The following is a 14,151-nucleotide window of genomic DNA, read 5'->3' as shown; positions in this document are numbered from 1 at the left end:
AGGAAGGAGGGGGAGAAATTTGAATATCGGTTCCGTAATTAAGGGCTTATTGGGAGACAGCAAGCCCGGGAATGCCAAGCCGCTTGAATTAAAGGAAGGTCAGGTGGTTCGTGGATCCGTGATAAGTGTATCCGATGATGGAGGGGATGCGGTTCTGCAGATTCAAGGTGTGCAGGTGCGCGCCAAATTGGAGACTCCACTCCGTCCGGGTGAAACCACATTGCTTCAAGTACAGCCTCCAGGTGAAAATGGCATAACGGTCATGAAGCCTATGGCGGGTACACTTGCTGATCTGCCACAAGCTTCGTTGAATAACCTGCTTCAGGATGTAGGACTGCCGGATACAAAAGGGAACCGGGAACTGCTGCTTGCCATGCAGCGGAGCGGTTTTCCGCTCACGAAGGATAATGTGGCTATGGTCCAGAATATGATGACTGCCAAACCTGCACAGGTCCCTGTGGAAGAATGGGTGCAGGCGACGGGGATTGCTTTTCAGCGTGGTCTTCCGGTTACGGCGGAAACGGTAAAAGGATTACACCAGACGGTGTTTGGCCCCCCTCTGCACCAGTTGTTAAGTGGGTTGGCTGATCAGTTGGAAACGATGCTGACTCAAACAACAGGTAAACCGGTACTGACTGGAGAACAATCTGCTACGTTGAAACCAGCAGTCATGACTGGTGTACCCGTATTACCGAATACAGCGCAGATGGAAGAAGGAATGGCTTCATCAGGCAATGGTCGTCAGGTAGCTGGAACTGGAGCACCTGCTTTGTCGACGCAACAAGGCCAAGCAGCGTTAGCAGGAGCAACATCCATGACGGATGTTGGGGCGGAGGATACAGGTACTGCGGTGAAAGGAAACCTGCAGACTGGTGGAGGGACAGCGAATGCTGAAGCTGTGACGAAGGCAGTTGCCAGCAACGTTGAAACGGCTGGCAAAGGGGGCACGGGTATTCCGTCTGGAACCGGAATACCTGGAGAGAGCCCGCGCGGGGCTGACGCGGGCCACGTTGGTAGCCGCCCGGGCACACCAGGGGCGGCAGCTGAATCTGTAGCTGGCCGTGCAAGTGCAGGCCAGCCTGAAGCAAGCGCGGCCGGCCGGACTGACGGCCGCGCTGAAACGCCTGCTGCTGCGGGGACGCCGTCCGCAGCAGGCCAGGCGGCGCCAGCAGCGCCTACGGCAGCGCAGCTGGCGCCCAAGCTGCTGGCGCTGCTGGACGCACTGCGCAGCGCGTCCACTGCCGCACCGGCACAGCCTGGTGCGGCAGCACAGGCCGCCCCTGCATCGCAGGGCGGCCAGGCGGCTGCGGCTGCCGGAGGCGTGCCGCAGCCAATGCCAGCCGGCGCTGATGCGCCGCCGGCTGGCGGTAGTGCCGCAGCACCTGCGGGAGCTGCGGCAGTGCACGCGCCTGTCACCCACGAGGGGGACCCGTGGGTGGGGCGCGTGCTGAAACTGCTCGGTGCGGAGCACGAGCAGCAGGCCGTTCACGGCGCGGCGGCGCAGCCGCGCGTGGGGGATGCGGCGAGTCCGGCGAATGCGGACACGCTGAAGGGTTTGCTGCTGCAGCTTGCCAGCAGCGAAGGTGCTCCGGCGGCGCTTAAGGATGCCGCCGGACAGGCTGTGCAATATCTGACAGGTCAGCAGTTATTGCTGACGACAGATCGCAGTGCTACTTTTGCACAGATGCACTGGTTTATTCCGATCACTGGACCGGACGGGGAAGAAACGGCGTCTGTTCAGATTCAGTCACGTCGTGGAGCACGTGGAGAGTTGGACGCGTCCAACTGCCGTCTATGGTTCGATCTGGATATGAAAAGTCTTGGACCTACTCTGGTAGATGTACATGTGGTTAATAACATTGTCAGTCTGCGTGTATTGAATGACCGCGAAGGAATGGGACCTCTCCTGGAGAGTGGACGAGAGATAATCCATCAGGCATTGGACAAGCTAGGTTATCAGCTGCTGACCTTCAAGGCGGAACCGTGGCCTGTGGGCCAGGAACCGGGAGCGGAACGAAAAATGAGGGCCTCAGACTATAGTCCCGAACGATACAAAGGGGTGGACTTGAAGGTATGAAAGACGAGTCGTCACAACCAGACCTGCTCTCCAAAAAGGCAGTTGCCCTTAAATATGTTCCTGGAGAGAGCGAAGCGCCAGTTGTTGTAGCCAAGGGGCGCGGCAAAGTCGCAGAAGCCATTCTGGATAAAGCGAGAGAAAACGGCGTAGCTGTTCAGGAGGATGCAGCACTTGTGGAGGTGCTCTCCAAGTTGGATCTGGATGAACAGATTCCAGCGGAACTGTATCAACTGGTCGCCGAGGTGCTAACGTATGTCTACCGTGCAGATCGACTCGCCTCAGGACGTGAGGAAAATGAGTCATGGTAGAACGTAGATTGCGCCAGGAACCGGGTCTGAAGCTTACGCGACAACAGAAGGGCCGATTAGGTGAAGAAGCTGCCTGTCAATGGTTACGAGAGAATGATTATCGGATCATTAGACAGAACTGGCGTTGCCGTAGCGGTGAAATTGATATCATTGCTTCTTGCGAGGGGCTGATCGTCTTCGTAGAAGTAAGGAGCAGAAGTGGAGCCGCTCAGTACGGTACACCTCAGGAATCGGTTGATATGCGTAAAATGCAGCAGGTGCGCTCAACTGCATCCGTTTATTTGCAGATGACGGGAGAGACGGAACATCAGATCCGTTTTGATGTAATCGCTATAATGCTTGATCAAGCAGGGGAGACTGTCTCTGTGAATCATATTGTTAATGCTTTTTAAGAATTACACTCAAAGCCACTGCTATATTTGAAGATACGAATTGTATCATGCTGATGTAAATGCATAGACAATTTCAAAGTACAAGTTTAATTATGTCTTATCTTTGCATTCGTTTTAGTTTTGAAATTCATTACTATGCTAAAGCCGTAGTTCCTCATCATACAGGAACTGCGGCTTTTTTTATTTTACTATGAAATGATAAAACAGAGGAGACAAGCATCATTAATAAAATCATTGTATTTCAGAAAAAATATAGATACAAAATGTATCATTTGTTATAAACTAAAAAAGTTGAAATTTATAGAGAGGTTGGTGGGATGCATGAAAGAGCTTCAGAATACTTCGAACAACACAGTGAAGCGAGTATGGGAGTGTCCTCGGATGGAAGTGCTGGATATCAGCGAAACCATGAACGGTGGGCAAGGCATTTGGCAATATGTTTGGGACGGAGAATTCTGGAAGCTTGAGCTTTTAGTCAGTTAAAAGAGGTTAGATAAGAACGTTAGATCCATAAATATATAGTGAGGTGTAGTGAGAAGATGCATACAAGGTTCAAATGGATATTTCGACTAAGTACACTATCCTTATGTTTCATTTTGTTCGGAATCATGTACTCTGGCGTTTCTTATGCAGCAGATCCGTCTACACAGGCAAAGGTATCAGGTAAAGTTACGGATCCTGAAGGATTTCCTATCCAGGATGCAACAATCAAGTATTCCCTTAGATATCAAGGGGAAAATACTGAAAAAAGCGTGAAGACAGATGGTACTGGAAGTTATTCAATTCTTGAGTCTGTTCAGGATTATACGGAAATTAGTTTTATAATTGAAGCAGAAGGATATGTGACAGACAGGCATCGTAATACCTACTATTTGTCAGAAGGGGAACAGATTTTGGTTAATTTTGAGCTATACGAACCTTCTACAATTGTAGGAACTGTAACCGATCAAACAGGCAAACCGATTCCAGATGCCCAGGTCAAAGTAACAGGGGCGTCGGATCGCCCGGTTAAAACAGATCAGCAAGGTCGGTATGCCGTTACTGGGCTTGATTTCGACTATAATCCAAACATTGCAATCTGGGTAGATTCCGCCGATTATATGCTTTATGAGCAGGATCGTTTGAATATTCAGGCTGGAAAAACCTTAATCGTAGATGTTGTTTTGACAGAAGCAGCCCACGTCCGGGGAAAAGTTGTAGATGAGGCGGGCAATCCAGTCAGTGGAGCTAAAGTGAATGCCGGAGTCTCGGCAACAACGGATGCTCAAGGCAACTATTTTATAAAGCGCGTGCCAACAGGCGCCAGAACAATAACGGGGGAAGCACCAGGATACTTAAAATCTACCCTGAATGTTACCTTCGTACAAGGAGATCATAATACGTTTAATATCGTACTTAAGAAAGATGCAGATGTTACACCCCCAGTAACCAAGTACAGATTAGTTCCGATCACAGACACCGTAAATGGGAAGACATACATTAAAGGATTTACGTTTAGACTCCAGGCAACGGACGAAGTCAAAGGATCGGGCGTAAAAACAACGCAATATCGAATCAATGGAGGAGCATGGAAGAACTATGAAGGGCCTGTCAAATTTTATGCTCCCGAGGTCAAGGTGGTAGAGTACTACAGTACAGATGTTGCTGGTAACCAGGAGAAGTACAACAAAATGGATTTTGTTAAAGGTACATTTGAAGGAGCAGGTCCATACTGATTCGATCGTTGATGTGATCCTAATATCCTAATGATGCAAGATTTCTGGTTCAAATAGACGGCTCTGACTTGATGATCGCCATTAGTGGATCAGGATTCGGAGTCGTCTTTTCTCTTTCTTAGCGCATGTAACCTTAGTCGTCAGAGGTATCCCTTTGAATCTCCTGAACAGAAGGGTGTATAATCAAGGATGTAATCTGGAGTTTTAATCTTTTGATTTGTCATAAACGAGTTATTCAAGACCGTAAGCCTTCGTTACGGTTACAAATCAAATTATAAACAGGAGGTACGGCCGATGAGTAAAGTTACGAAAACAACGAATGAAGTCAGAAATGCGATTCAAAATCGTCGCACGGTGAAAAAATTCAAAAAAGAAGCTGTTCCTACACAGCAGATTATAGATTTGCTGGATACGGCAGTCTGGGCTCCTAACCATAAATTGCGCGAACCATGGAGATTTTTGTTGTTTACCGGGAATGGGCGGAAGAAACTGGCTGAGGCCATTGACGCAGAAATGGGAGAAGACAATAAATTTTCAGCTAATATTATGCAAGTTCCATCCGTTATGCTTGTCGTGCTGGAAGAAGATCCAAGACAGAATATCTGGGACGAAGACTTCGCTGCGGTCAGTGCATTGGTTCAGAACTTTATGCTTGCAGCCTGGAGTGAAGACATTGGAACGTTCTGGGTGACCAAGCCATTCTTGTACGCTCCCAAATTCCGTAAACCGCTTGGAATAGAGGCGGGAGAGAAGATTGTAGGTATGGTTTATATGGGATACCCCGATGTTATTCCTTCTGCCAAAGAACGTACACCTGCGAAGGACAAACTGACTCTTTTTGAATAATGAATTATAGTAATCCTGAGATAAACACTAGCCCTATCAGTTTCAGAAAAATTGACGTACAAGTACCTTTCTCCTCAAAAGAGAGACACTTGTACGTTTTTTTGTCATGTTCACATATCCGTGTATTAAAACCTGCATGAAACATCCGTCTTGACCATGCTATTTAGTCTACAGGTTGATGGTCGCGTTGTTGTTCTTGGTGAACCTGTTACTCCTCCATATGCTTTCAAAATAAATTAAGATCCAATTGACGATATTGTATGGCTTCAGCCACATGAGCTGTCACAATTTCACCCTCGTGGTCCAGATCAGCAATAGTTTGTGCCATCTTGATAATCCGATCATGTGCACGCATGCTCAGATTCAAGGTTTGCAGCGTTTGCTCTAACAGTTGCTCTGCCTCTTGGGGAAGATGGATCGTTCGTCGCAAAAGTGTGCCCGAAAGCTGGCTATTCCAGCGAACCGAACTTTGGGCATAACGGGTGGCCTGAATTTGATGAGCATGGATAACTTTTGCCTGCATTTCTTCAGAGGAAGGGGAAGCAGCAGACTTGCGCCACTCGCCTGGTGGAGGAACCTCAACCTGAAGATCAATACGGTCCAGCAATGGTCCAGAAATTTTGGCTCGATACGCCGCAACACGAGCGGGGCTGCATATACAGCGTTGCTCCTCCGAATGAGCGGACAAATATCCACAGGGGCAGGGATTCATGGAACATGCGAGCATGAACTGGGCTGGGAAGGTGAATGCTGCCCGCGCCCGGCTAATTGTCACTGTGCGATCCTCTAACGGTTGCCTTAACACCTCCAGCACTTGACGCTGGAACTCAGGTAATTCATCCAGAAAGAGTATGCCCCGGTGGGCAAGGCTAACTTCACCCGGTTTCGGGATACCACCGCCTCCAATCAGACCGGAGGTGGATATCGTGTGGTGAGGGGAGCGAAAAGGTCTGTCTGCAATCAGGCCTTGTGGCGCTTCTTTTAACTTGCCTGCGGCACTTAATACTTTGGTTACTTCTAACGCTTCATCTTCTGACAAAGGCGGAAGGATGGTAGGCAAACGTTTGATTAACATCGTTTTGCCCGTGCCTGGCGGTCCAACGAGCAGTATATTATGCATGCCGGCTGCAGCAATCATAAGCGCGCGTTTTACATGATGCTGCCCCAGAACATCACTATAGTCATCTTCAATTAATGGTGTTTGACTCGGCTTTCTATCCGCCATCTTGTGAGTTTTATCTGTTATAGGAGCAGCGAGGTGTGCATAATTTTTCAATACGACTGGTCCTGCATTCGAATGATGTGGTATTCCCACTGAACTAGCGGGTTGGTCTGGGTTTTCCGGAGCTATATCCTGCAAATGCCGAATGCCATACACCTGGATACCTCGAATCAGTGACGCTTCCTCCACGTTATCATAAGGAAGGAGCACGGACGTAAAGCCTTGCCGTTTGGCCAGATCCACCATGGATAAAATGCCGGGCACTGATCTGATCGAACCGTCCAATGCCAGTTCACCAACCACTAGTGTCCGTTCCTTGGGAGGGAGTACAAGCTGGCCGCTTGTCATAAGTAAACCAATAGCAATGGCTAGATCAAAGGAAGATCCTTCCTTGCGCAGATCAGCAGGAGCCAGATTGATTGTGATCCGCTGTAAAGGATACTGATATCCGCAGTTTTTGATCGCTGCACGAACACGTTCAACGGCCTCACGAATGGCTGAATCCGGTAAGCCGATGATGGATGTCTGTGGCAGACCATTGGATAAATCGGTTTCCACCTCAATCAGAACGCCGTCGATTCCGTACAAACACGCACTGTGTAATTTCCCGTACATAACAAAGAAACACCTCACTCGATTCTTGGCTCCGCATAACACGGGCCAGTCTACGAATTAAGGTGCTTCCTCAGCTTCTACTAAGCATTTTATATAAAAGGAATCGTGGAGTCAACCTGTCATTATCATAGCTGTAGTCATCATTCCTGATCCCTGAATTTTATTTCTGGAAGGAAATTATTAAATAGCTTTGGCGAAAATGGTCTATGGATAAACTTTCATTATGGTTATCAAATTGAGCCGGAGAAAACGTGAATTTATTCCATAAATCTTATCTTTTATTTTTATTAAATTATGATGATGTATCGCGGGTCATTTATTCCTATTTACATTTTACACAATCTAATTTAACATAATTAAATTGAATAGTAAAATCATTTGTGCTCAATTATTCTGTTTTTTTTCTAATTTGTGATAAGATAGATTTATAATTCCTTTTTAAGAGGAATAGAATGCACAATAGGCAGGTGAGAAAGACATATGCAGACTGACAGTTTGAAGCTGGATAACCAATTATGCTTTGCCATATATGCTTGTTCACGTGAAATTACGAAGATGTACCAGCCTTATCTGGAGGTACTTGGCGTAACGTATTCCCAGTATTTAGTTTTGATGGTGTTGTGGGAACGTGAAGAATGTACGGTTAAAGAGATCGGGGAGGCACTTTATCTCGATTCGGGAACATTAACACCACTTCTCAAACGTTTGCAGTCAGCAGGACTTATTAATCGTGAACGCTCGGCTCAGGATGAACGAAAAGTATTAATTACACTAACCGACTCCGGCCGTGAGTTGCGGAACAAGGCATTGTCCATACCTGCATCCATTCAGGGAGACGCGTGTTTGAACAGTACAGAGTTTGAAGCTTTGCTGGGTCAGTTCAAAGGGTTGCTGGAAAAAGTTCACGAAACCAACATTAACGCAGCCAAAAAATAAAATATAGTTTTACACCAAAGAAACCTTAGCTTTTAGCTGAGGTTTTTTCCATATATACCCAAGCATTCACAATATGGGATCATACTCATATCAAAATACTGTCTATTAACCATTAATTTTTTAAGGAAAGCGTTTTAAAAACGTGTTACAATGAATTGGGTTTAAGTGAAAATAGTCAACATTTGTCTTTTGTTAGTCTACCAACCCGCCTTGTTGCAGTCATGTTGATAGGAGGATTCGAGAATGAATATCCATGAATATCAAGGAAAAGAAGTACTGAAACAGTATGGAGTTACCGTTCCAAACGGAAAGGTTGCTTATACAGTCGATGAAGCGGTTGCGGCCGCAGAGGCACTGGGCAGTCCGGTGACTGTTGTTAAAGCGCAAATTCACGCAGGTGGCCGGGGTAAAGCCGGCGGCGTAAAAGTGGCGAAGAGTACGGATGAAGTTCGTGCCTATGCTTCCGAAATTCTGGGTAAAGTATTGGTAACACACCAGACTGGACCAGAAGGCAAAGAAGTGAAACGTCTTCTGATTGAAGAAGGATGCGATATCCGCAAAGAGTATTATGTGGGTGTTGTTGTGGACCGTGCCACAGGCCGTGTAGTTATGATGGCTTCCGAAGAAGGCGGTACTGAGATTGAAGAAGTAGCTGAAGCTACACCTGAGAAAATTTTCAAAGAAATTATTGACCCTGCTATTGGATTGCAAGTGTTCCAGGCGCGTAAACTGGCTTACAGCATTAAGATTCCGAATGAATTGGTGAACAAAGCTGTTAAGTTCATGCTCGCGTTGTACACTGCATTTGTCGAAAAAGATTGCTCTATTGCCGAGATCAATCCTCTCGTTGTTACCGGAGATGGAAACGTTATCGCTCTAGATGCGAAATTGAACTTTGACTCCAACGCTCTGTTCCGTCACAAAGACATTTTGGAACTGCGTGACCTGGATGAAGAGGATGAAAAAGAAATCGAAGCTTCCAAATACGACCTCAGCTACATAGCACTTGATGGCAACATCGGCTGTATGGTCAATGGTGCGGGACTTGCGATGGCAACGATGGACATTATCAAATACTACGGTGGAGACCCCGCCAACTTCCTTGACGTTGGGGGCGGTGCTACAACGGAGAAGGTGACTGAAGCATTTAAGATCATCTTGTCCGATGCCAAAGTAGCTGGGATCTTTGTTAACATTTTCGGTGGTATCATGCGCTGTGATGTTATCGCCAATGGTGTTGTTGAAGCCGCGAAGCAGCTTGGCCTGACCAAACCGCTGGTTGTTCGTCTTGAAGGAACTAACGTGGAGCTTGGCAAACGTATTCTGGGTGAATCTGGCCTGAATATCGTTCCTGCTGATTCCATGGCCGATGGTGCACAGAAAATTGTTGCCCTCGTAAAATAAGTTCATTCCTTAGTACCGGAGCTGTCCGGGAATTGAAAAATAACCGTAAGGATGTGAAGCAACGTGAGTATTTTGATCGATAAAAATACAAAAGTCATTACGCAAGGCATTACGGGTTCAACGGGAATGTTCCACACGAAGGGCGCATTGGACTACGGAACCCAGATGGTAGGCGGAGTTACACCGGGTAAAGGCGGAACTAATGTGGATATCACGTTGGAAGACGGTACAGTAGCTAGTCTGCCGGTCTTCAACACTGTGCAGGAAGCGAAGGAAGCTACAGGCGCAACAGCGAGCGTCATTTACGTTCCTCCTGCATTTGCAGCAGATTCCATTATGGAAGCTGTTGACGCAGAGCTGGACCTCGTAATCTGTATTACAGAAGGTATTCCGGTTCTTGACATGATCAAGGTTGACCGCTTCATGGAAGGTAAGAACACTGTCCTGATCGGACCGAACTGTCCAGGTGTCATTACACCGGGCGAATGTAAAATCGGTATTATGCCTGGTTATATCCACATGGCAGGACACGTTGGCGTTGTTTCCCGTAGTGGAACACTTACCTATGAAGCCGTTCATCAACTGACGACACGTGGCATTGGACAATCTTCTGCTGTAGGAATCGGGGGAGACCCTGTAAAAGGCTCCGAGTTCATTGATATCCTCAAACGGTTCAATGAAGATCCACAGACTCATGCGGTCATCATGATTGGTGAGATTGGTGGTACAGCTGAAGAAGATGCTGCAGATTGGGTACGTGAAAACATGACCAAACCGGTTGTTGGCTTTATCGGTGGCGTAACAGCGCCTCCAGGCAAACGGATGGGCCATGCTGGCGCTATTATCTCTGGTGGTAAAGGTACAGCCAAAGAGAAGATTGCGAAGCTGGAGTCTTGCGGTATCAAAGTAGCGCCAACGCCTGCTGAGATGGGCTCGACTTTGGTGAGTGTACTTGAAGAGCGTGGTATTTTGAATTTGTGCACGACACATTAATTCTTTTTCGTTATAATAGAAGAAACGGCTCAGAAATGATGTGTTTCTGGTAGGCCGACTATTATGGATACGGAAAAGGTAAGCAACCTTTTGTCCTTGAACAGGGCGAAGGGTTGCTTTTTTGCGTTTTTTTACGGGAAAAAGGGGGAGAAGTTACTTCTTATCAACGTAAACGCTTGCATTCCGTGACCACTTAACACACAATATGAGGGAAGATTCTCTTCCCGCTCTGGGAGGTTTATGGTATGGAAGAAAGATGGGTCTTGTTTGGTTTGCATGAGATGGAAGGTATCGGCAAGAAAACAATCTCGAAACTAGTTCAGGGACAACATCAATTGTCCGATCTCTTGAATTATGAGGAAGGTGATTGGACTGCGGCAGGCTTGCGCAAAGATCAGGCTGCCCGTTTGGCTAGTCAATTTAACCATAACTGGATTGAGAGTAGAAGAGAACACGTTTACAATCAGGGGATAGGGGTTATTACTTATCTGGATCAGAATTATCCCATATTAATGAAGGAAACCGTTCAGCCTCCCTGGGTAATGTATGCTCGAGGGGATGTTAGTTTGCTACACAATTCATCTATTGCCATGGTGGGAACTCGTATGCCGACCGTGTATGGGCGCAAAGTTGGAGAGAAGCTGGCAGAGCAATTATGCAATGCAGGACTGACGATTGTAAGCGGGCTTGCCCGCGGTATTGATAGCGTATGTCATGAGGCAGTACTACGTGCTAAAGGAAAAACGATTGCAGTATTCGGAACAGGGATTGATAATATATACCCACCCGAAAATACAAGCCTCGCTGAACGAATCGCGGAGACGGGTCTGCTTTTGTCGGAATATCCACCAGGTACGAGAGCGCGCCAGGGATTATTTCCGGAACGGAATCGAATCATTGCTGGTCTGACACTGGGAACATTGGTTGTTGAGGCTGACATTCGCAGTGGTTCACTCATTACAGCAGATGCTGCACTTGAAGCAGGCAGGGATGTATTTGCAGTCCCTGGACCTATCACATCACCGAAAAGTCGGGGAGCACACAACCTTATCCGTCAAGGGGCCAAATTGGTCACTTGTGCAGCAGATGTATTGGAAGAGTATCGATTGGGCTTGCCAAATGCAGAACAACTTCCTTACAATAGAGGACGTTCGACCGAAACAACCGAGCCTTCCGGGCGAGGGATATTCGCTGAGGTAAAGCTCTCTCCAGATGAACAACGTGTGATTTATCTGTTGGAAGAGGGAGAACAATCATTAGATCAACTGGTTGAGCTGCTTGGTTGGGATTTTGGACATTTGCATTCAGTTCTGTTATCTTTAATCATAAAAAAGCAGATTAGCCAATTACCAGGCACTAAATACGCGAGGGTATGACAAGCTACAACCTACGTAGTGCGTGGAAATATATAATTAGCAGAAGTTATTAACTATGCATAAGCTTACAGAAACAGTTTCATGACAGTTTCATGACTGAGAGGAGGATGAACCTATGGCGGATGCACTCGTAATCGTGGAGTCGCCCTCAAAGGCGAAGACGATAGGCAAATATTTAGGCAGCAAGTTCATCGTAAAAGCTTCGATGGGGCATGTTCGCGATTTGCCAAAGAGTCAGATCGGCGTTGAGGTAGAGAATGATTTTAATCCGAAATATATTACGATCCGCGGCAAAGGTTCAATCTTGAAAGAACTGAAGGATGCACGGAAGAAAGTGAAAAAAGTGTATCTCGCAGCTGACCCGGATCGCGAAGGTGAGGCTATCGCATGGCATTTGGCCCATGCCCTTGAACTAGACGATACGGCAGATTGCCGGGTTGTATTTAATGAAATTACAAAACAGGCCGTCAAAGATGCGTTCAAAACGCCGCGGAAAATCAATATGGATCTGGTTAACGCGCAGCAGGCAAGACGTATTTTGGATCGGCTTGTTGGATATAAAATTAGTCCGTTATTATGGAAGAAAGTGAAAAAAGGTTTGTCTGCAGGCCGGGTTCAGTCCGTGGCTGTTAAAATCATTTTAGATCGTGAAAATGAAATTGATGATTTTGAGCCAGAAGAATACTGGAGCATTACCGCCAAACTTACAGCAGACGGCAATCCGTTTGAAGCCAAGTTTCATAAACTGAACGGGGCCAAAACAGAGCTGGGCAGTGAAGCGGAAGTGCAAGCGATCCTAAAACAGATCGAAGGTGCAGACTTTACGATCAAGGAAGTTAAAGAGAAAGAACGGAGCCGTAACCCTTCCGCCCCGTTTACGACGAGTTCTCTGCAACAGGAAGCGGCGCGTAAATTGAATTTCAGAGCTTCCAAGACGATGTCGGTCGCCCAACAACTATATGAAGGTGTAGACCTTGGAAAAGAAGGCACAGTAGGTCTCATCACGTATATGCGTACGGACTCCACACGAATTGCGGCATCTGCACAAGAAGAAGCCAAAGAATATATCGTTGGTAAGTATGGGGAGCCATTTGCACCTGAGACTCCACGAAACTATTCCAAAAAAGCAGCTAATGCTCAGGATGCGCATGAAGCGATTCGTCCAACTTCAATTCTGCGTGATCCTGACTCAATCAAGTCATTCATGAGTCGCGATCAGTTCCGGTTGTATAAACTGGTTTGGGAACGTTTTGTAGCGAGCCAGATGTCTTCGGCTATCCTGGATACACTCTCTGTAGATATTGCTGCGGGTGACACCATTTTCCGTGCAGCAGGTTCGAAGGTACGGTTCCAAGGTTTCATGAAGGTATATGTTGAAGGAAACGACGATGGTACAACCGATGAAGATCGTCTGCTGCCTCCGTTGAAAAGTGGAGATGTGCTTGAGAAGCAGGAGATTGAGCCAAAACAGCATTTTACACAACCGCCACCCCGATATACGGAGGCAAGGTTGGTTAAGACGCTTGAGGAACTGGGTATAGGGCGTCCGAGTACATATGCGCCAACACTGGAGACCATTCAGAAGCGCGGATATGTTGCGATAGAGGAAAAGAAATTCATGCCAACGGAACTTGGCGAACTGGTCATCGAACAGATGGAAGAGTTTTTCCYGGAAATCCTGAATGTAGAGTTCACCGCAAACATGGAAGGTGATCTTGACCATGTGGAGGAAGGTTCCGAGGATTGGGTCAAAGTACTCGCAGAATTCTATGAATCTTTTGAGAAACGCCTTGAGTTTGCGGAAGAAGAAATGAAAGAAATCGAGATTGAAGACGAAGTATCGGATGAGATCTGTGAGAAGTGCGGCAAACCGCTCGTTTACAAGCTCGGACGTTTTGGCAAGTTTCTCGCGTGCTCTGGCTTCCCTGATTGCCGGAATACCAAACCGATTATCAAGGATATCGGCGTGACTTGTCCGAAGTGTAAGGAAGGTCATGTTGTTGAGCGTCGTAGCAAAAAGGGACGTATTTTCTACGGTTGTGACAAGTATCCTGAATGTGATTTTGTCTCATGGGACAGACCTTCAGCCAAACCATGTCCAAGTTGCGGATCGCTAATGATTGAAAAGCGGAACAAAAAGGGAGCACGATTGCAGTGCACTTCATGTGATCATCAGGAGCCGGTGGATGAACCGGATGACGAATCAGCAGATTAGTATATATGTGAATCAAATCAATTATAGTGAAATATGAAATTGCTTTATGGGG

General features: G+C 46.9%; 12 protein-coding genes. 11 read left to right on the top strand and 1 reads right to left on the bottom strand.

What is annotated here, in order from left to right; all coding sequences use genetic code 11:
• The first annotated feature begins 19 nt into the window (after nt 1–19).
• From AB4111_RS05430 to AB4111_RS05405, 6 genes are all read left to right on the top strand, one after another.
• The gene (locus tag AB4111_RS05430) at nt 20–2,077 is read left to right on the top strand and encodes a DNA ligase (RefSeq protein ID WP_442030755.1); all 2,058 of its coding nucleotides are present in this window, start codon (nt 20–22) and stop codon (nt 2,075–2,077) included.
• Entirely contained in the window at nt 2,074–2,385 is a 312-nt protein-coding gene (locus AB4111_RS05425; protein ID WP_124114058.1) for an EscU/YscU/HrcU family type III secretion system export apparatus switch protein, read from the top strand. The genes AB4111_RS05430 and AB4111_RS05425 overlap by 4 nt, the downstream gene beginning before the upstream one ends.
• Nucleotides 2,379–2,777 (top strand): YraN family protein, encoded by a 399-nt coding sequence (locus tag AB4111_RS05420; RefSeq protein ID WP_442030754.1) that lies wholly within the window; start codon nt 2,379–2,381, stop codon nt 2,775–2,777. Before AB4111_RS05425 ends, AB4111_RS05420 begins: the two co-directional genes overlap by 7 nt.
• 195 nt (nt 2,778–2,972) lie before the next feature.
• A complete protein-coding gene (locus AB4111_RS05415; protein WP_442030753.1) occupies nt 2,973–3,260 on the top strand; it encodes a paeninodin family lasso peptide in 288 nt (95 codons plus the stop codon).
• Between the two features lie 56 nt (nt 3,261–3,316).
• Complete coding sequence (locus AB4111_RS05410; protein WP_442030752.1) at nt 3,317–4,492, top strand: carboxypeptidase-like regulatory domain-containing protein; 1,176 nt, start codon at nt 3,317–3,319, stop codon at nt 4,490–4,492.
• A gap of 294 nt (nt 4,493–4,786) precedes the next feature.
• A complete protein-coding gene (locus tag AB4111_RS05405; RefSeq protein ID WP_442030751.1) occupies nt 4,787–5,338 on the top strand; it encodes a nitroreductase family protein in 552 nt (183 codons plus the stop codon).
• A 226-nt stretch (nt 5,339–5,564) separates the two neighbouring features.
• Here AB4111_RS05405 and AB4111_RS05400 read toward each other — a convergent pair whose 3' ends face one another.
• Nucleotides 5,565–7,175 (bottom strand): YifB family Mg chelatase-like AAA ATPase, encoded by a 1,611-nt coding sequence (locus AB4111_RS05400; RefSeq protein ID WP_442030750.1) that lies wholly within the window; start codon nt 7,173–7,175, stop codon nt 5,565–5,567.
• 480 nt (nt 7,176–7,655) lie between these two features.
• Here AB4111_RS05400 and AB4111_RS05395 point away from each other — a divergent pair, with 480 nt between their 5' ends.
• The 5 genes from AB4111_RS05395 (at nt 7,656) to topA (ending at nt 14,099) form a co-directional block, all read left to right on the top strand.
• Entirely contained in the window at nt 7,656–8,111 is a 456-nt protein-coding gene (locus tag AB4111_RS05395; RefSeq protein WP_253433742.1) for a MarR family winged helix-turn-helix transcriptional regulator, read from the top strand.
• A 243-nt stretch (nt 8,112–8,354) separates the two neighbouring features.
• Nucleotides 8,355–9,515, top strand: coding sequence for an ADP-forming succinate--CoA ligase subunit beta (gene sucC / locus AB4111_RS05390; protein ID WP_036609384.1), 1,161 nt, complete (start codon nt 8,355–8,357; stop codon nt 9,513–9,515).
• Nucleotides 9,516–9,578: 63 nt separating this feature from the next.
• Nucleotides 9,579–10,508, top strand: a complete 930-nt coding sequence (sucD, locus tag AB4111_RS05385; RefSeq protein WP_036609382.1) for a succinate--CoA ligase subunit alpha — start codon at nt 9,579–9,581, stop codon at nt 10,506–10,508.
• Between the two features lie 245 nt (nt 10,509–10,753).
• Nucleotides 10,754–11,884, top strand: coding sequence for a DNA-processing protein DprA (dprA, locus tag AB4111_RS05380; RefSeq protein WP_442030749.1), 1,131 nt, complete (start codon nt 10,754–10,756; stop codon nt 11,882–11,884).
• A gap of 115 nt (nt 11,885–11,999) precedes the next feature.
• On the top strand, nt 12,000–14,099 hold the full coding sequence (topA, locus tag AB4111_RS05375) for a type I DNA topoisomerase (RefSeq protein ID WP_442030748.1): 2,100 nt from the start codon (nt 12,000–12,002) through the stop codon (nt 14,097–14,099).
• Nucleotides 14,100–14,151: the final 52 nt, after the last annotated feature.

The organism is Paenibacillus sp. 2KB_22 (assembly GCF_052115745.1).
Lineage (GTDB): Bacteria > Bacillota > Bacilli > Paenibacillales > Paenibacillaceae > Paenibacillus.
Note: the sequence above shows the minus strand (reverse complement) of the source record. Positions and strands in the feature narration are given on the sequence as shown.

Excerpts from the sequence above, each read along its gene's own strand:
- AB4111_RS05400 (WP_442030750.1), bottom strand. The coding sequence starts at position 7,175 with ATGTACGGGAAATTACACAGTGCGTGTTTGTACGGAATCGACGGCGTT.
- AB4111_RS05405 (WP_442030751.1), top strand. The coding sequence starts at position 4,787 with ATGAGTAAAGTTACGAAAACAACGAATGAAGTCAGAAATGCGATTCAA.
- AB4111_RS05425 (WP_124114058.1), top strand. The coding sequence starts at position 2,074 with ATGAAAGACGAGTCGTCACAACCAGACCTGCTCTCCAAAAAGGCAGTT.
- sucC (WP_036609384.1), top strand. The coding sequence starts at position 8,355 with ATGAATATCCATGAATATCAAGGAAAAGAAGTACTGAAACAGTATGGA.
- AB4111_RS05395 (WP_253433742.1), top strand. The coding sequence starts at position 7,656 with ATGCAGACTGACAGTTTGAAGCTGGATAACCAATTATGCTTTGCCATA.
- dprA (WP_442030749.1), top strand. The coding sequence starts at position 10,754 with ATGGAAGAAAGATGGGTCTTGTTTGGTTTGCATGAGATGGAAGGTATC.
- AB4111_RS05410 (WP_442030752.1), top strand. The coding sequence starts at position 3,317 with ATGCATACAAGGTTCAAATGGATATTTCGACTAAGTACACTATCCTTA.
- AB4111_RS05415 (WP_442030753.1), top strand. The coding sequence starts at position 2,973 with ATGATAAAACAGAGGAGACAAGCATCATTAATAAAATCATTGTATTTC.
- AB4111_RS05420 (WP_442030754.1), top strand. The coding sequence starts at position 2,379 with ATGGTAGAACGTAGATTGCGCCAGGAACCGGGTCTGAAGCTTACGCGA.